Consider the following 18957-nt stretch of genomic DNA (forward strand, 5'->3'; position numbering starts at 1 on the left):
CACCTTCAGGGCATGAAAAAACCGGGCACAAGGCCCGGTTTCTTTTTGGCGTCCGTGCAGCGATCAGGCTGCGACGGCAGCCCCAGCGACCGGTCGACCGACGAATTGCTTGTCGCCGACGCTGACGATGATTTTGCCATCCGTCGTGTTGCCGACGAACGTGCCCTGCACCGAAATGCAGCTTCCGATAGTGATGGTACGCAGCATGCTGAATCCCCTCTGGCTTGCCCCATGGATCCATTCATACCTGAACTCGTTAAAATTTCATCAACGAAAGTGAGCAAATGCCCGCTTGCTGGCAGGATTGTGATCTTCCTGTTACAGACGCGCGATAATGGCCGGCAACAAGGGCAGATCCGCGGGCGGCATGGGGTATTGCGCCATCTCTTCGCCCGGAACCCAGGCGAGGCTCTGGCCCTCACGCCCCTGCACTTCCCCCGTCCACCTTCGGCAGGCGTAGACGGGCATCAGCAGGTGAAACCGCTCGTACCCGTGGCTGGCAAAGGTCAGGGGCTCCAGATCGGCCTCCGCCACCGTGATGCCCAACTCCTCCGCCAGCTCGCGCACAAGGGCGGCTTCGGGGGTCTCCCCCGCCTCCACCTTACCACCGGGGAACTCCCACAGGCCCGCCATGGACTTGCCTTCGGGGCGCTGCGCCAAAAGCACGTGGCCCCGATCGTCGATCAGGGCCACGGCCGATACCAGGATCAGCGTCACGAGCGGTAGTCGGCGTTGATGTCGATGTAGCGATGGGTCAGGTCGCAGGTCCAGACCGTGCGGGCCGCACGCCCCATACCCAGATCCACAGTGATGATCAGCTCGTCGCCCTTCATGTAGGCGGCGGCCTCCTCCTCGGAATAGGACGGGCTGCGCCATCCCTTTTCCGCCAGAACCATGTCGCCCAAGCTGATCTTCAGCTTGTCGCGATCGGCCGAGGCGCCGGATTTGCCCACCGCCATCACGATGCGGCCCCAGTTCGGATCCTCGCCCGCAATGGCGGTCTTCACCAGCGGCGAATTTGCAATGGCCATGGCCACGCGATGCGCGTCCTCGGGCGTGGCGGCGCGGGTCACGCGCACTTCCACGAATTTCGTGGCCCCTTCGCCGTCCTTGACGACCTGCTGGGCCAAATCCAGCATCACGCCCTTCAGTGCGGCCTCGAAAGCCTGCGCGACCGGGCCGGACTTCACCTCGGCCGCAGCACTCTTGCCCGTGGCCGCCAGGATCAGCGAGTCGGAGGTGGAGGTGTCGCTGTCCACCGTGATGGCGTTGAACGTGGTTTCCACCTGCCGCGACAGCATCGCCTGCAGGCGGACCGGCGCGATCTTGGCGTCGGTGAAGATGTAGACGAGCATCGTCGCCATGTCGGGCGCGATCATCCCCGATCCCTTGGCGATGCCCGCGATGCGGATCTCGCCCCCCTCGCCCTGCACGGTGGCCGAGGCGCCCTTGGGGAAGGTGTCGGTCGTCATGATGGCGCGAGCCGCCATCTCGATCCCGTGGGGGTCGAGGCCGTTCACAAGGTCGTCCACCCTAGACACGATCCGGTCATGCGGCAGCGGTTCCCCGATGACGCCGGTGGAGGAGGAGAAGACCCGGCTTTGCGGCAGGTCCAAAGCCGTGGCGACGGCCCCCGTCACCGCTTCCACCGACCGGACGCCGGCGCGGCCGGTGAAGGCGTTGGAGTTGCCGGAGTTCACGAGGATCGCGGCCCCCGCCCCCCGCGGCACGTCCACCTTCAGCTTCGCCTGGCAGTCCAGCACCGACGCCGACCGGGTGGAGGAGCGGGTGAACGCCCCCGCTACCGCCGTGCCACCGGCCAGCCGGATCAGGGTCACGTCGGTGCGGCCGGCATAGCGCACGCCCGCCTCCACCGCCGAAAATTCGACCCCCGCAATGTCCGGCAATGCGGGGAATCCGTTTTTGGGCGCCAAGGGCGAGACCGTCTTCACCTTGGCCGGCTTGGCCACCGGTGCGGTGTCCAGCTTGGCCTTGGCCTTGCTCAGCTTCTTCTTCAGCGTTTTCGCTTCGGCCTTCCAGTCGGTCTTCGCCATGACGCGCTCCCTCAGTTGTCGATCAGGGCATCGTTGCGAATGACGGCCGGGTCAAGCCCCTCGCCAGGACGCGCCACATCGGCGGCGCCTTCAAGCTCGGCCAGCTTCTCGGTCACGGCCTTCTGCTGGATCTCCTGCGTCAGCTCCTCGCGGACGTCGTCCAGCGTGGGCTTCTCGGCCTCGCGCGTGTCGTTCAGCTTGATCACATGCCAGCCGAACTGCGTCTGCACCGGTTCCGACACCTCGCCGACCTTCATCGCGGCCACGGCGTTCTGGAACGGCTCGATCATCATGCCGGGACCGAACCAGCCAAGGTCGCCGCCGTTCTGGGCCGCGCTGTCGGTGGATTTTTCCTTGGCCACCTCGGCGAAGTCCGCGCCGTCGTCCAGCTGTTGCTTCACGGCCTTGGCCTCTTCCTCGGTCGCGACCAGGATGTGGGCGGCGCTGTATTCGGTCTGCGGCTCGGCATTGGCGTATTTTTCGTCATAGGCCGCCTGCAGCGTCTCGTCGGTCACGGCGGCGGCGGCCAGCTCTTCCAGCGCCTTCGCGGCAAGGTAGGACTGACGCTCGATCTCCATCGCGATCTCGTCCTTGGGGGTCATCTTGTCGGCCACGGTGTCGGCCAGCGCCTGCTGCTGGATCAGCTGTTCCAGCACCCCCTTGAACAGCTGGTCGTCCGGAAGCTGCTGATACTGCGCCGGGAGGCGCTGGCGCAGGACCAGCATCTGGCCCAGCGTGATGTCGGTGCCGTTGACGGTGGCCACCACGGTGTCCGCCTTGGCGTCGGAGGCCGCGGTCGTGGCGGTCGTCGCGGGCGCCGAAGGCTGCGCCTCTTGCGCGAAGGTGGGCGCGGCAAGGGCCAGCGCGATCGCCGTGGCGCCAAGAAGGGTTTTTGTCAGCATCGTCATCTCCGGTTGGGCCGCGCAGGGTTGCGCAACGTTGACTTGGCTTCGGCCGCCCCTTACATCGCTACACGCACGAGCGCGGGGCCGCCGGGCCTTTACACCGTTGTATGCAGCGGCGAAAAGACGGGCAAGGCCGCAGCCTCACACGATCTTGTCACGAGACCCCGCATCCGGGGCCCATCGGAGAAAACATGCTCGGTTTCGGAAATCTCGCCCGGGTGGTCTTTGGCAGCCCCAACGACCGCATCGTCAAATCGGTCCGCCCGCTGGTCGCGCAGATCAACGCGCTGGAGCCGGAGTTCAAGGCGCTGAGCGATCAGGGCCTGAAGGACAAGACGGCCGAACTGCAAGGGCGCGCCCGCGCCGGCGAAAGCTTGGATGACCTTCTGCCCGAAGCCTTTGCCAATTGCCGCGAAGGCGCACGCCGGGCCATCGGCCTGCGCGCCTATGACGTGCAGCTGATGGGCGGGATCTTCCTGCACAAGGGCAACATCGCCGAAATGAAGACGGGCGAGGGCAAGACGCTGGTGTCCACCTTCCCCGCCTATCTGAACGCGCTGACCGGCAAGGGCGTCCATGTCGTGACGGTCAACGACTATCTGGCCAAGCGCGACGCGGCCTGGATGTCGAAGGTGCACGGCCAACTGGGCCTGACGGTGGGCGTGGTTTATCCCTTCCAGCCCGAGGACGAGAAGCGGCACGCCTATCGCTGCGACATCACCTATGCCACCAACAACGAACTGGGCTTCGACTATCTTCGCGACAACATGAAGAACGCGATCGAGGACATGGCGCAGCGCGGCCACAACTACGCCATCGTCGACGAGGTGGACAGCATCCTCATCGACGAGGCGCGGACGCCGCTGATCATCTCCGGCCCCTCGCAGGACCGTTCCGACCTTTACATGGCGGTGGACAAGGTGATCCCGTCGGTCCAGGCCGAGCATTTCAAGCTGGACGAGAAGACGCGCAACGTGACCTTCACCGAGGAAGGCAACGAGTTCATCGAAGACGAGCTGAAGCGCGTGGGCCTTCTGCCGGTGGACCAATCGCTCTACGATCCTGAAAGCACCACGCTGGTGCACCACGTCACGCAGGCGCTGCGGGCCCACAAGCTGTACCAGAAGGATCAGCACTACATCGTCCGCGATGAAGAAGTGATGCTGATCGACGAATTCACCGGCCGGATGATGAAGGGCCGCCGCCTGTCCGAAGGCCTGCACCAAGCGATCGAGGCCAAGGAAGGCGTCAAGATCCAGCCCGAGAACGTGACCCTCGCGTCCGTCACCTTCCAGAACTACTTCCGCCTTTACGACAAGCTGTCGGGCATGACCGGCACGGCCGTGACCGAGGCTGAGGAGTTCATGGAGATCTACAAGCTGGGCGTGGTCGAGGTTCCGACCAACCGCGGCGTGAACCGCACCGACGAGCATGACCAGGTGTTCCGCACGGCGCGCGAGAAGTATCAGGGCGTCGTCGCCTCCATCAAGGAGGCGCACGCCAAGCAGCAGCCCATCCTCGTCGGCACCACGTCGATCGAGAAGTCCGAGATGCTGTCGCAGATGCTGACGGCCGAAGGCATCGCCCACAACGTCCTGAACGCGCGCCAGCACGAGCAGGAGGCCCAGATCGTGGCCGATGCGGGCAAGCTGGGCGCCGTCACCATCGCCACCAACATGGCCGGCCGCGGCACCGACATCCAGCTGGGCGGCAACGTGGACATGAAGGTGATGGAGGCGCTGGCCGCCGATCCCGACGCCGACCCCGACACACTGCGCGCCCGGATCGAGGCGGAGCACGCCGAGGAAAAGGCCCGCGTGCTGGAATCGGGCGGCCTGTTCGTGCTGGCCACGGAACGTCACGAATCCCGCCGGATCGACAACCAGCTGCGCGGCCGTTCGGGCCGTCAGGGCGATCCCGGCCGTTCCGCCTTCTTCCTGTCTCTGGAAGACGACCTGATGCGCATCTTCGGGTCCGAGCGTCTGGACAAGGTCCTGTCGACGCTGGGCATGAAGGAAGGCGAGGCGATCGTGCACCCCTGGGTGAACAAGTCGCTGGAAAAGGCGCAGGCCAAGGTCGAAGGCCGCAACTTCGACATGCGCAAGAACCTCCTGAAGTTCGACGACGTAATGAACGACCAGCGCAAGGCGATCTTCAGCCAGCGGATGGAGATCATGGCCGCCGAGGACCTGTCGGAGATCGCGCAGGACATGCGTCATCAGGTGATCGAGGATCTGGTGGACGAACACATGCCGCCGAAATCCTATTCGGACAGCTGGGAGGTCGAGGCCCTGCACGCGGCTGTCCAGGAAAAGCTGACGCTGGACCTGCCCATCGCCGCCTGGGCGGCCGAGGAGGGCGTGGATCAGAACGACATCCGCGACCGCATCTTCGCCGCCTCGGACGAGATGATGGCCGAAAAGCTGGCGCAGTTCGGCCCCGAGCAGATGAAGATGATCGAAAAGCAGGTCCTGCTTCAGGCCATCGACACCAAGTGGCGCGAACACCTGCTGACGCTGGAGCATCTGCGTTCGGTGGTGGGCTTCCGCGGCTATGCCCAGCGCGACCCGCTGTCGGAGTACAAGACCGAAGGCTTCTCGCTGTTCGAGACGATGCTGGAAACCCTGCGTCAGGACGTGACCCAGCGTTTGTCGCAGATCCGCCCGCTGACCGAGGAAGAGCGTCAGGCGATGCTGGCCCAGATGATGCAGGAACGCGGCATCACCATCCAGCAGGCCCCCGCCGCCGATCCGGAGCCGGAAGCGCCGGCGGTGACGCAGGAACAGGGCCCGTCCGACGACATCGACCCGTCGGTCTGGGGCGAGGTGGGCCGGAACGACCCCTGCCCCTGCGGGTCCGGAGAGAAGTTCAAGCACTGCCACGGCCGTCTGGCCTGACCTTGCAAAGGCGCCCCGAGGGGCGCCTTTTTCACAGGTAGCCGGCGGACCGGAAGGAGAGTTCCCGCTCTTTCCCGATGATCAGGTGGTCGTGCAGGGTCACGCCCAGCACCTGCCCCGCATCCTGGATCTGGATGGTCATGGAAATGTCGGCCTGCGAGGGCGTCGGATCCCCCGAAGGGTGGTTGTGCACCACGATGATGGCCGAGGCGTTGAGTTCCAGCGCCCGCTTCATCACTTCGCGCGGATAGACGGGAACGTGGTCGACGGTGCCCTTGCCCTGCTCCTCGTCCGCGATCAGGACGTTCTTGCGGTCCAGATACAGCACCCGGAACTGCTCCGTCTCGCGGTGCGCCATGGCGGTGTGGCAGTAGTCGACCAGCGCGTCCCAGGACGACAGGACGGGACGGTGCATGACGCGCGCGCGCATCATCCGCTGGGCCACGGCCTCCAGGATCTTCAGGTCCTGCACCACCGCTTCCCCCACGCCCTTGACCATCATCAACCGGGACGGCGGGGCGGTGACCACGCGGTTCAGGTCGCCGAACGTGTCCAGCAGCAGGCGGGCCAGCGGCTTCACGTCCTGCCGGGGGATGGCGCGGAACAGCAGCAGCTCCAGCAGCTCGTAATCGGGCATGGGCACGGCCCCGCCCTCCATGAAGCGGGCGCGCAGGCGCTTGCGGTGATCGGCGATGTAGGACGGCAGCTTGCCCGCGACCGGCACGGGGATGGCCTCATCCTCATCGAACAGGCGCGGGGCTTCGTGAAAGGATTTCATGCGCCGGAAGATGCGCCAGCATCCTTACCAAAAGGTTAAGGGCGCCCGAAGGCGCCCCCGTCGTCAGCTTTTCATCCCGTCCCAGAAGCCCTTCACCTTGGAAAAGAAGCTCTTGCCTTCGGGGTTGTTGTCGGCCGACAGGGTGTCGAACTCCCGCAGGATCTCCTTCTGGCGGGCGGTCAGGTTCACCGGGGTTTCCACCGCCAGCTCGATCAGCATGTCGCCTTGGCCGGCGCCGCGCAGGGCGGGCATGCCCTTGCCGCGCAGGCGCATCTGCTTGCCGGTCTGGCTGCCCGCGGGCACCTTCACCCGGCTCATGCCGCCGTCGATTGTCGGCACCTCCACCTCGCCGCCCAAGGCCGCGGTCGCCACCGACACCGGCACCCGGCAGAACAGGTTCACGCCGTCTCGCTGGAAGATCGCGTGCTCGCGCACCTCGATGAAGATGTAAAGATCGCCCGAGGGTCCGCCGCGCAGACCGGCCTCCCCCTCGCCCGCCAGACGGATGCGCGTTCCGGTTTCCACCCCCTTGGGGATGTTCACCGACAGCGAGCGTTCCTTTTCCACCCGACCGACGCCGTGGCAGACCTTGCAGGGGTTCTTGATGATCTGGCCCAGACCGTTGCAGGTCGGGCAGGTGCGTTCCACCGTGAAGAAGCCCTGCTGCGCGCGCACCTTGCCCATGCCGGCGCAGGTGGGGCAGGTTACGGGTTCCGCCCCGCCTTCGGCGCCCGTGCCGTGGCAGGCGTCGCAGGCGGTGGAGGATGGCACGTCGATCGTCTTCTGCGACCCGAGGAACGCCTCTTCCAGCGAGATGCGGAGGTTGTAGCGCAGGTCCGACCCGCGCTGCACGCGGCTGCGGGCCTGCCCGCGGCCCATGAAGTCGCCGAACAGATCCTCGAACACGTCCGAGAAGGCCGATCCAAAATCGCCCTGCTGGCCATAGCCGCCGCCCTGGCGCGGGCCGCCCATGCCGCCTTCAAAGGCCGCATGACCGAAGCGGTCGTAGGCCGCCTTCTTGTCGGCGTCCTTCAGGACGTCATAGGCCTCGTTCACTTCCTTGAACTGCGCTTCCGCCTCCGGATTGGCCGCGTTGCGGTCCGGGTGCAGTTCCTTGGCCTTGGTGCGGTAGGCCTTCTTCAGCTCCTCGGCCGAAGCGCCCTTGGCGACACCAAGCACATCGTAATAGTCACGTTTTGCCATTCGGGGTCCTCTATGAGGCGAGGCGGCCCGTTCCCGGACCGCCCCTCCCTTACATCCGATCCCGGAGGATCATTTGCGCTTGTTTTCGCCAAGGTCCTCGAAGTCGGCGTCGACGATGCCTTCATCGTCGGCCGCACGAGGCGCGTCCTCGCCACCTTCCTCGGCCGCCTGGGCCTTGTAGATGGCCTCACCCAGACGCATGGACGCCTCGGTCAGGTTCTGGATCGCGCCCTTGATCTTGCCGGCGTCGTTCGTGGCCAGCGCGTCTTCCAGCGCCGTGATCGCGAACTCGATCGCCTCCACGGTGGACGGGTCCACCTTGTCGCCGTGATCCGCAATGGACTTCTTGGTCGAATGGACAAGGCTTTCGCCCTGGTTCTTCACCTCGACCAGCTCGCGACGGGCCTTGTCGCCCTCGGCGTTGGCTTCGGCGTCCTTGACCATCTTCTCGATGTCCTCGTCCGACAGACCGCCCGACGCCTGGATCGTGATGTTCTGCGACTTGCCGGTGCCCTTGTCCTTGGCGGACACGGAGACGATGCCGTTGGCGTCGATGTCGAAGGTCACCTCGATCTGCGGCATGCCGCGCGGGGCCGGCGGAATGTCCTCGAGGTTGAACTGGCCGAGCATCTTGTTGTCGGCCGCCATCTCGCGCTCACCCTGGAAGACCCGGATGGTGACCGCGTTCTGGTTGTCTTCCGCCGTGGAGAACACCTGCGACTTCTTCGTCGGGATCGTGGTGTTGCGGTCGATCAGGCGGGTAAAGACACCGCCCAGCGTCTCGATGCCGAGGCTCAGCGGGGTCACGTCCAGCAGGACCACGTCCTTCACGTCGCCTTGCAGCACGCCGGCCTGAATGGCGGCGCCAAGGGCCACGACCTCATCGGGGTTCACGCCCTTGTGGGGCTCTTTCCCGAAGAACTTCGTCACTTCCTCGATGACCTTGGGCATGCGGGTCATCCCGCCGACCAGAACCACCTCGTCGATGTCCGAAACCGACAGGCCGGCATCCTTCAGCGCGGCCTGGCACGGCTTGATCGAGTTCTTGATCAGGTCGTTCACAAGGCTTTCCAGCTTCGCACGGGTCAGCTTCATGACCATGTGCAGCGGCGTGCCGGTGTTGCGGTCCATGGAGATGAACGGCTGGTTGATCTCGGTCTGCTGGCTGGAGGACAGCTCGATCTTGGCCTTCTCGGCGGCTTCCTTCAGACGCTGAAGGGCCATCTTGTCGGCGGTCAGGTCGACGCCATGCTCTTTCTTGAACTCGTCAGCCAGATACTGGACGATCCGCATGTCGAAGTCCTCGCCGCCAAGGAACGTGTCCCCGTTGGTCGATTTCACTTCGAACAGGCCGTCGTCGATCTCAAGGATCGTGATGTCGAAGGTGCCGCCGCCAAGGTCGTAGACGGCGATGGTCTTCGTGTCCTTCTTGTCCAGACCGTAGGCCAGTGCGGCCGCGGTCGGCTCGTTGATGATGCGCAGCACTTCAAGGCCGGCGATCTTGCCCGCGTCCTTGGTGGCCTGACGCTGAGCGTCGTTGAAATACGCGGGCACCGTGATGACGGCCTGCGTGACGGATTCGCCCAGATAGGATTCCGCGGTTTCCTTCATCTTCTGCAGGATGAAGGCCGAGATCTGCGAGGGCGAGTACTTATCGCCGCGCACTTCAACCCAAGCGTCGCCGTTGCCGCCATCCACGATGGAATAGGGAACCAGCTTCTTGTCCTTGGTCACCTCGGCGTCCGTCGTGCGACGGCCGATCAGGCGCTTCACGGCGAAGACGGTGTTGGAGGGGTTGGTCACGGCCTGGCGCTTGGCGGGCTGGCCCACAAGGCGTTCGCTGTCCGTGAAACCGACGATGGAGGGCGTCGTGCGCGCCCCTTCGGAGTTCTCGATCACGCGGGGTTGCGCGCCGTCCATGATGGCGACGCAGCTGTTGGTCGTCCCAAGGTCGATCCCGATGACTTTGGCCATATTCATGCACCTCTACTTGCGGCGATATTATGAGGTCCAGGTCCGTACACGGCCCCTGGCCCCGATCCCAGATGCGGCCGACCGGGGCGGACGCCCCATCCGGCTACGGTTCGGTATATAAGGAGGGCGTTTTGGGGCTGCAAGCGTCACGCCCGTGTGAAGTCAGGGGAAATTCGTTCGAAACCCGTCCATCGCCTCCACCAGCGCCTGGCTGATGCCGGGTTCCGACAGCGCGTGGCCCGCCATCGGAACCATGTGCAGGTCCGCCCCGCCCCATCCCGCCGCCAGCCGCCGGGCCGACACGGGCGGGCAGATCATGTCCAGCCGCCCCTGCACGATGACGGCGGGCAGATGTTCGATCATGCGGCGGTTGCGCAGGATCCATTCGTCGCCGTCCAGAAAGCAGCGATGGGTGAAATAGTGGTTCTCCAGCCGGGCGAAGGTGCGGGCGTAATCGGAGGGCGCCTCTCCGGGCACCCCGTCATACTGGACCGACGCCAACGCGTTTTCCCAGTTGGCCCACAGCCGGCCCATCCGCGCTTCCTCGGCCCGGTCGCCGGAAAACAGGCGGCGGTGATAGGCCGCGATCAGGTCCCCGCGCTCCGCCTCGGGGATGGGGGCGACGAACCGCTCCCACATCTCGGGGAAGAAGCGCGCGGCGCCCCCGCCATAGAACCACTCGAGTTCGGCCTGCGAGCCGAGGAACACGCCGCGCAGCGCCAGTGCGCGCACCCGCTCGGGATGGGTGATGGCATAGATCAGCGCCAGCGTGGCGCCCCAGCTTCCGCCGAACAGGATAAACCGCTCGATCCCCAGCCGGTCGCGAAGGCGTTCGATGTCGGCGATCAGGTGCCAGGTGGTGTTGGCCTCCACCTCGGCGGTGGGGCGGGACCGGCCGCAGCCGCGCTGGTCGAACATCACCACGCGGTAATGGGAGGGGTCGAAGAAGCGCCGCATGGTGGGCGAACAGCCGCCCCCCGGGCCGCCATGCAGGACCAGAACCGGCACGCCTTCCAGGTGGCCCGACTGCTCCACATAGATCTGGTGGCCGTCGCCAACCTCCATCATCCGCTGATCGAACGGCTCGATCGGCGGATAAAGGGTGCCGCCTGCGCGTTTTTGGCCTGATCTGTGATCCATCACCGGCCTATATAGCGGGAAGCCCCGCGCTGTCGCGCCAAAAAGCAGGAGTTTGCGATGACCACCACGATCGACGCCGCCGAGGTCGCGAAGTTCGAAGCGATGGCCGCCGAATGGTGGGACGTGAACGGCAAGTTCAAGCCGCTGCACCAGATGAACCCCTGCCGTCTGGACTACATCACCGGCCAGATCGCGATGGAGTTCGACCGCGACCTGACCGCCGCCCTTCCCTTTGAAGGGCTCCGCATCCTCGACATCGGGTGCGGTGGCGGTCTTTTGTCCGAACCGATGGCGCGGCTGGGGGCCACGGTGGTGGGCGCCGACGCCGCCCCGCGCAACATCCCCGTGGCGCAGCTGCACGCCGAACAGTCGGGCCTGTCCATCGATTATCGCCACACCACGGCCGAGGCGATGGCCGAGGCGGGCGAACAGTTCGACGTCGTTCTGAACATGGAGGTGGTGGAGCATGTGGCCGATCCGGCCGCCTATCTGCGCGCCTGTCACGATCTGCTGCGGCCGGGCGGGCTGATGATCTGCTCCACCCTGAACCGGAACGCGAAAAGCTTCGCCATGGCCATCGTGGGGGCCGAATGGGTCATGCGCTGGCTTCCGAAGGGCACGCATGACTGGAAGAAGTTCATCACCCCGGACGAGCTTTACGCCCTTCTGCGCGGCGCGGGGCTGGACCCGGTGGACCGCAAGGGCATGGTCTTCAACCCCGTGGGCTGGTCGTGGAGCCTGTCGCCCCGCGACCTGTCGGTGAACTACGTCACGGCCAGCGTCCGCCGCTGATCCCTGCCGGGGGCCTCACAGCCCCCGGATCGCCGCCTGCGCCGTGCGGTAGCGGGCATGGCCTTCGTCGAAGGCGTCCTTTAGCGCGGCCACCGGCGTGAATTCCCGTGCCACGGGCGGCAGGGTCAGCACGTCAGTGCCCGCGCCTGTGGCCGCCATCAGCGCCAAGCGCGCCGCCCCGAAGGCCCCGCCGAAATCGCCCGCCGCGGGCAGGCTGACCGGCACGTCCAGCGCGGTTGCAATGGCCGACAGCCAGTAGTCCGACCGCGTGCCGCCGCCCACGGCCAAGAGCGTCTCCAGCCGCGTGCCGGTGGCGCCCAGCGCGTCGCGGCAGTCGCGCAGGGCGAAGGTCACGCCCTCCAGCACCGCGCGGGTGCCGGCGGCGCGGTCCGTCGCATGCTCCAACCCCAGAAGGGCGCCCCGGATGCCCGCGTCGTTCAGGGGCGTCCGTTCCCCGCCCAGATAGGGCAGGAACAGGGGCCGGCCGGGCGCTTCCAGCGGGCCCAGTTCCTGCGCAAGGGCTGCGGCGCCCTGCCCCACCATGCCGGCATACCAGTTAAGCGAATCCGTGGCCGACAGGATCACCCCCATCTGGTGCCACGCATTCGGCAGCGCGTGGCAGAAGGTGTGCACCGCCGTCGCGGGATCGGGCGCATAGCCTTCGGTCGCCGCGAACAGCACGCCCGAGGTTCCCAGCGACACGAACGCCTCCCCCGCACGCACCACGCCCACCCCCACGGCCGAGGCGGCGTTGTCCCCGCCGCCGCCCGCCACGACCACGCCCGACGGCAGGCCGAAGCGCCCCGCAAGTTCGGCCCGCAGCGTGCCCGAGGCTTCGGACCCCTCCACCAGGCGCGGCATGTGTTCGCGCCCCAGATCCGTCGCGCCCAGAAGCGCGTCCGACCAGTCGCGCGCGCCCGTGTCCAGCCAGGATGTGCCGGCCGAATCCGACATGTCGCCCACATGCTCGCCCGTCAGCCACAGGCGCAGATAGTCCTTGGGCAGAAGGACCTTGTCGACCTTTGCCCGCAATTCGGGTTCGTGCCGCGCCATCCACACCAGCTTGGGCGCGGTGAAGCCGGGGAACACGATGTTGCCGCTGATGGCGCGGAAGCGGGGATCGGCGTCCAGCGCCGCGGCCTCGGCATGGGCGCGGGTGTCGTTCCACAGGATCGCGGGGCGCAGCACGCGGTCGGCCGCGTCCAGCGTCACGGCGCCATGCTGCTGGCCCGACAGGCCGATGCCGCGCACGCCCGACAGGTCTTCCGACCCCAGCGCGGTCAGCACCGCCTCGGCCGCGGCGATCCAGGCGGCGGGGTCCTGTTCGGACCAGCCGGCCTGCGGGCGCTGCACGGTCAGCGGCGCGGTGGCTTCCGCCACGACGCGCTGGTTGTCGTCGATCAGCACCCCCTTGATGCCCGAAGTGCCCAGATCCAGACCGATATACATGACAATCCCCGTCCCGTTTGCCGGACCCTTATCACGATTGGCGCGGTTCTTGCCAATCCCGGCTCTGCGTCGTTGTCGACTTGGCGCCAAGCTGCAATAGTTACGCACAGCAAAGAAGAACGGGGACGATCGTGGCAGGAATTCGCGCGCTGACGCTGGCCGCCGCCTTGGGACTTACGGCCACCGGGGGCGCGCAGGCGCTGGACCGGGTCGTGTTCCAGGTGGCCGGCAATGACAGGGATCTGACGGAGACGCTGCGCAACGCGTCCCTGACCGCCGAGGTGGCCGAGGACCCTGACCGCGCGGACGAGCTGTTTGGCGCGGCGCAGGCCGATTACGGCCGCCTGATCGGGGCGATGTATGCCGTGGGCCGCTATTCCCCCGTCATCAACATCACCATCGACGGGCGCGAGGCGGCGAACATCGCCCCGCTGAACGCCCCCCCGGCCAACCGCATCCGCGAGATTCGCATCCTGGTCGATCCGGGCCCGGAATTCCGGTTCTCGCGTGCCGTGGTGACGCCCTATGTGGAAGGCACCGAATTCCCCGACGGCTTCCGCGCGGGCGAAGTGGCCGAATCGGGCCTGATCGCCGACGCCGCCCAAGCGGGCGTGGAAGGCTGGCGCGAAGCGGGCCACGCCAAGGCCGACATCGCGCAGGAACGCATCATCGCCGACCACCGCCGCGACACCCTGTCGGCCGAGTTGAGCGTGAACCCCGGCCCCCGCCTGCGCTTCGGCCCCATGACTGTGCAGGGCCAGAAGCGGATGAGCCCCCGGCGGATCGAAAAGATTGCAGGCCTGCCCGAGGGAGAGGTTTATTCCCCCGAGGATCTGGACACCGCCGCCAACCGCCTGCGCCGCACCGGCATCTTCACCTCCGTCACCATGACGGAAGGCAACGTGCAATATCCCGACCTTCTGCCCATCACGACCACGGTGGTGGAACAGCTGCCCCGCCGCTACAGCATCGGGGCCGAGATCTCCTCCTCCGAGGGCGCCTCGCTCACCAGCTACTGGATGCACCGCAACCTTCTGGGCGGGGGGGAGAACCTGCGCGTGGACGCGGCCGTGGAAAACATCGGCTCCCAGAATTCCGGCATGGACTACTCGCTGGGCGTCACGCTGACACGGCCTGCCACGCCCGACGCCGACACCACCGCCGGCGTCAACGCCGAGATCTTCCACGAGGACGAAGAGGACTTCACCTCGGACGGCTTCAACCTGGGCCTGTCCTTCAACCGGATCGTCACGGACCAGCTGTCGACCAGCCTTGGCATCACCTACCGCCAGTCAGACGTGAAGGACGATCTGGGCGAATACACCTTCAAGACGCTGGCCCTGCCACTGGGCGTCATCTGGGATTCGCGCGACAACGACCTGGACGCGACCGAGGGCTTCTATGCCAATGCCAACGCCGAACCCTTCGCGGGCGCGGGCGACGCCGATTCGGGCTTCCGCGCCACCGTGGACGCACGGGGCTATTACAGCCTTGGCACCCCGCGCAAGGTGACCTTCGCGGGCCGCGTGCAGGCGGGCCAGGTCTTCGGCACAGACCTTCTGAACACGCCGCGCGACTATCTCTTCTATTCGGGCGGCGGCGGCACCGTGCGGGGCCAGCCCTACCAGTCGCTGGGCGTCTATCCGATCGACGGGGACGACGACTACAAGATCGGGGGCGCGGCCTTCCTCGCCGCCTCGGTGGAGGCGCGGGTGATGGTGACGAAGAACATCGGCGTGGTGGGCTTCTTCGACGCGGGCCAGGTGGGCGCCAACGACTTCACCAACATGGACGAACAGTCCGGCGCGGGTCTGGGCATCCGCTACAACACCGGCGTGGGGCCGATCCGCTTTGACGTGGCCTCGCCCGTGTCGGGCGGCACGGGCGAAGGCGTGCAGATCTACGTGGGCATAGGGCAGGCATTCTGATGCGCAAGCTATTCATCCTCTTCGTTGCCGTCCTGCCCTGCACCGCGCTGGCGCAGGATCAAGGCGGCGAGGCCGACCGCGGCTGGCTGGAAGGCATCATCGAGGACAACCTGTCCTCGTCCGGGCGGCAGGTGAACATCGTCGGGTTCGAGGGGGCGCTGTCGTCGCGCGCCACGCTGGACGAGCTGACCATCGCCGATGACGAAGGCGTCTGGCTGACCCTGCGGGACGTGGTGCTGGACTGGAACCGGTCCGCCCTGCTGCGCGGCCGGGTGGAGGTGTCGGAGCTGACGGCGGGCGACATCATCGTGGCCCGCGCCCCCGTGGCGCCAGAAGGTCTGGAGGCCGCCCCCTCGCCCGAGGCGTCGCCCTTCTCCCTTCCCGACCTGCCGGTGTCGATCAACATCGGCCGCATCGCGACGGACCGCCTGGAACTGGGCGCGCCCCTGCTGGGCGAACCGGTGGTGGCCGCGCTGAACGGCGTGCTGGTGCTGGGCGGCGGCGAAGGCGGCGTGACCTTGGACGCCCGCCGCATCGACGACGGCCCCGCGCTGAACCTGCGGCTGAACGCGAGCTTTGCCAACGAAAGCCGGCAGCTGGTCACCGACCTGACCCTGCACGAGGATGCCAACGGCCTCGTGACGCGCAAGCTGGGCCTGCCCGGCGCCCCCTCCGTCGACCTGACGGTAAACGGCACCGCCCCCATTGACGATTTCACGGCCCAGATCACCCTGGCCACGGACGCGCAGCCGCGTCTGGCGGGGCAGGTCACGATCCAGGCCCCCTCCACCGGCCCGATGGGCTTTGGCGCGAACCTGTCGGGCAACGCGGCCCCGCTGTTCCTGCCTGATTATGCCGAGTTCTTTGGCGACAATCTGGCCCTGCAGGTGCAGGGCACGCGGGACGGCGGCGTTCTGGACATCCCTTCCCTGTCGCTGGTGGCGCAGCAGCTGCAACTGAACGGCGCGGTGACGGTGGGGGCCGACGGCCTGCCCACCCGCGTCAATTTGAAAGGCCGCATCGCCGCGCCCGATGGCGATCCGGTGCTGCTGCCCCTGACGACCGAACAGGAAACGCGGGTGCAGTCGGCCGATCTGGACGTGCAGTTCGACGCCAGCCAGTCCGAGGATTGGCGCGGCGACATCCGTATCGCCGGGCTGGACCGCGCCGATTTTGATGCCGACACGCTGGCGCTGACGGGCACGGGCCGCATCACGGGCGGCAACCTGAAGCAGGTGACGGCGGATCTGGATCTGGCCGCCACCGGCCTTGTGGCCGCCGATCCCGGCCTGAACGCGGCCCTCGGCCCGCAGGTGACGGGCGCCGCCCAGATCGAATGGGCGCAGGGTGAGGATGGGCTTCAGATCCCGTCCCTGACGCTGGACGGGGCCGATTACGGGTTGCAGGCGAACGCCGTGATCCAGGGCCTGTCCACCGGCATGACGGTCACCGGGGACGCCAAGGCGCAACTGGGCGACCTGACCCGCTTCGCCACCATCGCCGGTCGCCCCCTGTCGGGCGCGGCCGACGCGACCGTGCAGGGCCGCTACACCGTGCTGGAAGGCGGCTTCGATGCCGTGGCCGACATCGCGGGCACGGATTTGACGGTGGGCATCCCGCAGGTCGACGGCCTCTTGGCCGGCCAATCCACCCTGCATCTGTCGGCCTTGCGCGACACCGCCGGCACCCGCATACGGGAGCTTGAGGTGAACGCGCAGGACCTGTCGGCCACGGCAGAGGGCCTGATCTCCAGCACCGGCAGCGACCTGACCGCGAATGTGGAGGCCCGCGACCTTGGCGTCCTTGGCCCGCAATACGGGGGCCGCGCCACGGCGCAGATGGCCTTCACCGGCACCACGACCCAAGGCGACCTGCGGCTGACCGCCGACGGCACCGACATCCGCACCGGCATCGCCGAGGCGGACGGGCTGCTGCGCGGCGCATCGACCATCCGTCTGGACGCGGCGCTGGAAAACGGCGCGGCCGTGATCCGCGAGGCCGCCGTCAACGGCAACGCCATGACCCTGACCGCCGAAGGGCGCGTGGCACAGGCCGGCAGCGACGTGACGGCGCGGCTGAACCTGTCGGACCTGTCCGTGATCGGCGGGCAATATGGCGGCGCGGTCGACACCACGCTAGCCTTCACCGGCACCCCGCAGAACGGGCAGGTGACGGTGGACGGCACGGCGCGCAACATCCGCGTCGCGCAGGATCAGGCGAACCAGCTTCTGCGCGGGGACTCCACCATCTCGGCCGCGGCGACGCTGGTGAACGGGCGCGTGGTGATCGACCGGGCCAACGTGCAGAACCCGCAGGTGACGCTGAACGCGACCGGCACCCCGATCGAGGGCGGGCAGCAGCTGGACCTGACGGCACGGCTGGCCAATCTTGGCCTGCTGGTGCCCCAGTTCCCCGGGCCGGTGTCGGTGTCGGGCACGGTGGCGCAGCGCGCGGCCGGCTATGACCTGAACCTGTCGGCGCAGGGGCCGGGCGGCATCGACGCCCGCGCCAATGGCAGCGTGGCCGCCGGCTTCGGCAGCGCCAACCTGTCCCTGACCGGATCGGCGCAGGCGGCGCTGGCCAACGTGTTCCTGTCGCCCCGCAGCGTGAACGGCCCGGTCCGCTTCGACCTGCGCGTGAACGGCCCGCTGGCGCTGGAATCGGTCACTGGCACGGTGCGGGCGGACGGCCTGCAACTGGTCGATCCTAGCACGAACATCGCGCTGAACGCGATCAACGCCACCGTCAACCTAAACGGCAGCACGGCGCGCATCGACGCCTCGGCCGCGCCCGAGGAAGGGGGCCGCATCACCGCCAATGGCACGATCGGTCTGGCCGACCCCTACACCGCCGATCTGACCGTGAACCTGAGCCGGGCCGTCTTCAGCGACCCGTCGCTGTTCCGCACCATCGCGGGGGGGCAGGTGCGTCTGGTCGGCCCGCTGGCCGGCAACGGCCGCATCACCGGCCGCATTGCGCTGGAGGAGACGGAGGTTCAGGTGCCGTCGGGCGGCTTCGGATCGGACGGCACCCTGCCGGGGCTTCAGCACGTGAACGAACCGGCCTCCGTCCGCACCACCCGCGCCCGCGCCGGTCTGGACGAGCCGGAGGATGAAGGCTCGGGCGCCAGCGGCCCCGGGCTGGGTCTGGACCTGACCATCGCCGCCCCGAACCAGATCTTCATCCGCGGCCGCGGCCTTGACGCCGAACTGGGCGGAGAGTTGCGGCTGACCGGCACCACGTCGAACATCGTCCCCGTGGGCGCGTTCGAACTGGTGCGCGGACGTCTGGACATCCTTGGCCGCCGCCTGAACCTGACCGAGGCGACGCTGTCGCTGGAAGGCAACTTTGTCCCGATCCTGCAGGTCACCGCATCGAGCGAGAACAACGGCGTGACCAGCTTCGTCAACATCACGGGTGCGGCGAACGATCCGGAGGTGACCTTCACCTCCAACCCCGAACTGCCGCAAGAGGAGGTGCTGGCCCAGCTGCTGTTCGGGCGTGACATCTCCTCCATCTCTCCGCTGCAGGCGGCGCAGCTGGCCAACGCGGTGGCGACGCTGGCGGGACGTGGCGGCGAAGGGATCGTGGGCAACCTGCGCAAGAACTTCGGGCTGGACGATCTGGACGTGACCACCAACGACACGGGCAGCGCCTCCGTGCGGGCGGGCAAGTACATCTCGGACAAGGCCTACACGCAGGTGGAGGTGGACGCGCAGGGGCAAAGCGAGATCAGCCTGAACCTCGACGTGTCGAAAAGCCTGACGGTGCGCGGATCGACCGGCACCGGCGAAGGCAGCACCGGCATCGGCCTGTTCTGGGAACGCGACTACTGAG

The 18957-nt window shown here is 67.2% G+C and carries 13 protein-coding genes; 4 read left to right on the forward strand and 9 right to left on the reverse strand.

Features of this window, described 5'->3' with window-relative positions:
- Window positions 1–63: 63 nt before the first annotated feature.
- The 4 genes from PIJ50_RS03250 to PIJ50_RS03265 form a co-directional block, all read right to left on the reverse strand.
- Complete coding sequence (locus tag PIJ50_RS03250; protein ID WP_271972628.1) at window positions 64–207, reverse strand: hypothetical protein; 144 nt, start codon at window positions 205–207, stop codon at window positions 64–66.
- Window positions 208–318: 111 nt separating this feature from the next.
- Window positions 319–711 (reverse strand): 8-oxo-dGTP diphosphatase MutT, encoded by a 393-nt coding sequence (gene mutT, locus PIJ50_RS03255; protein ID WP_442900701.1) that lies wholly within the window; start codon window positions 709–711, stop codon window positions 319–321.
- Window positions 712–713: 2 nt separating this feature from the next.
- A complete protein-coding gene (argJ, locus tag PIJ50_RS03260; RefSeq protein WP_271972632.1) occupies window positions 714–2054 on the reverse strand; it encodes a bifunctional glutamate N-acetyltransferase/amino-acid acetyltransferase ArgJ in 1341 nt (446 codons plus the stop codon).
- Window positions 2055–2065: 11 nt separating this feature from the next.
- Window positions 2066–2962 carry a peptidylprolyl isomerase gene (locus tag PIJ50_RS03265; RefSeq protein ID WP_271972634.1) on the reverse strand — a complete coding sequence of 299 codons (897 nt, stop codon included), beginning with the start codon at window positions 2960–2962 and terminating at the stop codon, window positions 2066–2068.
- A gap of 188 nt (window positions 2963–3150) precedes the next feature.
- On the opposite strand from PIJ50_RS03265, the gene secA reads away from it, so the two are divergent.
- Window positions 3151–5856, forward strand: a complete 2706-nt coding sequence (gene secA / locus PIJ50_RS03270; RefSeq protein WP_271972636.1) for a preprotein translocase subunit SecA — start codon at window positions 3151–3153, stop codon at window positions 5854–5856.
- Between the two features lie 31 nt (window positions 5857–5887).
- Here the strand turns inward: secA and radC are convergent, their stop codons facing one another.
- From radC to pip, 4 genes are all read right to left on the reverse strand, one after another.
- Complete coding sequence (gene radC, locus PIJ50_RS03275) at window positions 5888–6634, reverse strand: RadC family protein (protein ID WP_271972638.1); 747 nt, start codon at window positions 6632–6634, stop codon at window positions 5888–5890.
- A gap of 63 nt (window positions 6635–6697) precedes the next feature.
- The gene (gene dnaJ / locus PIJ50_RS03280) at window positions 6698–7837 is read right to left on the reverse strand and encodes a molecular chaperone DnaJ (RefSeq protein WP_271972639.1); all 1140 of its coding nucleotides are present in this window, start codon (window positions 7835–7837) and stop codon (window positions 6698–6700) included.
- Between the two features lie 69 nt (window positions 7838–7906).
- Window positions 7907–9811, reverse strand: coding sequence for a molecular chaperone DnaK (gene dnaK, locus PIJ50_RS03285; RefSeq protein WP_271972641.1), 1905 nt, complete (start codon window positions 9809–9811; stop codon window positions 7907–7909).
- 162 nt (window positions 9812–9973) lie between these two features.
- Window positions 9974–10951, reverse strand: coding sequence for a prolyl aminopeptidase (gene pip / locus PIJ50_RS03290; RefSeq protein ID WP_271972643.1), 978 nt, complete (start codon window positions 10949–10951; stop codon window positions 9974–9976).
- A 57-nt stretch (window positions 10952–11008) separates the two neighbouring features.
- Here pip and ubiG point away from each other — a divergent pair, with 57 nt between their 5' ends.
- A complete protein-coding gene (gene ubiG / locus PIJ50_RS03295) occupies window positions 11009–11743 on the forward strand; it encodes a bifunctional 2-polyprenyl-6-hydroxyphenol methylase/3-demethylubiquinol 3-O-methyltransferase UbiG (protein WP_271972645.1) in 735 nt (244 codons plus the stop codon).
- A gap of 15 nt (window positions 11744–11758) precedes the next feature.
- On the opposite strand, the gene xylB is transcribed toward ubiG, so the two are convergent.
- Window positions 11759–13192 carry a xylulokinase gene (xylB, locus tag PIJ50_RS03300; RefSeq protein WP_271972646.1) on the reverse strand — a complete coding sequence of 478 codons (1434 nt, stop codon included), beginning with the start codon at window positions 13190–13192 and terminating at the stop codon, window positions 11759–11761.
- Window positions 13193–13323: 131 nt separating this feature from the next.
- On the opposite strand from xylB, the gene PIJ50_RS03305 reads away from it, so the two are divergent.
- Together PIJ50_RS03305 and PIJ50_RS03310 are read left to right on the forward strand one after the other, a co-directional pair.
- Window positions 13324–15120, forward strand: coding sequence for an autotransporter assembly complex protein TamA (locus PIJ50_RS03305; RefSeq protein ID WP_271972648.1), 1797 nt, complete (start codon window positions 13324–13326; stop codon window positions 15118–15120).
- Window positions 15120–18956 carry a translocation/assembly module TamB domain-containing protein gene (locus PIJ50_RS03310; RefSeq protein WP_271972650.1) on the forward strand — a complete coding sequence of 1279 codons (3837 nt, stop codon included), beginning with the start codon at window positions 15120–15122 and terminating at the stop codon, window positions 18954–18956. The genes PIJ50_RS03305 and PIJ50_RS03310 overlap by 1 nt, the downstream gene beginning before the upstream one ends.
- The last annotated feature ends 1 nt before the right edge of the window (window position 18957 follow it).

The sequence above is a fragment of the Falsirhodobacter sp. 20TX0035 genome (assembly GCF_028307215.1).
GTDB lineage: Bacteria > Pseudomonadota > Alphaproteobacteria > Rhodobacterales > Rhodobacteraceae > Falsirhodobacter.

Bases quoted from the DNA above. Each gene is read 5' to 3' on its own strand.
- dnaJ (WP_271972639.1), bottom strand. From the start codon at position 7,837: ATGGCAAAACGTGACTATTACGATGTGCTTGGTGTCGCCAAGGGCGCT.
- ubiG (WP_271972645.1), top strand. From the start codon at position 11,009: ATGACCACCACGATCGACGCCGCCGAGGTCGCGAAGTTCGAAGCGATG.
- pip (WP_271972643.1), bottom strand. From the start codon at position 10,951: ATGGATCACAGATCAGGCCAAAAACGCGCAGGCGGCACCCTTTATCCG.
- xylB (WP_271972646.1), bottom strand. From the start codon at position 13,192: ATGTATATCGGTCTGGATCTGGGCACTTCGGGCATCAAGGGGGTGCTG.
- dnaK (WP_271972641.1), bottom strand. From the start codon at position 9,811: ATGGCCAAAGTCATCGGGATCGACCTTGGGACGACCAACAGCTGCGTC.
- PIJ50_RS03265 (WP_271972634.1), bottom strand. From the start codon at position 2,962: ATGACGATGCTGACAAAAACCCTTCTTGGCGCCACGGCGATCGCGCTG.
- secA (WP_271972636.1), top strand. From the start codon at position 3,151: ATGCTCGGTTTCGGAAATCTCGCCCGGGTGGTCTTTGGCAGCCCCAAC.
- radC (WP_271972638.1), bottom strand. From the start codon at position 6,634: ATGAAATCCTTTCACGAAGCCCCGCGCCTGTTCGATGAGGATGAGGCC.
- PIJ50_RS03310 (WP_271972650.1), top strand. From the start codon at position 15,120: ATGCGCAAGCTATTCATCCTCTTCGTTGCCGTCCTGCCCTGCACCGCG.
- PIJ50_RS03250 (WP_271972628.1), bottom strand. From the start codon at position 207: ATGCTGCGTACCATCACTATCGGAAGCTGCATTTCGGTGCAGGGCACG.
- argJ (WP_271972632.1), bottom strand. From the start codon at position 2,054: ATGGCGAAGACCGACTGGAAGGCCGAAGCGAAAACGCTGAAGAAGAAG.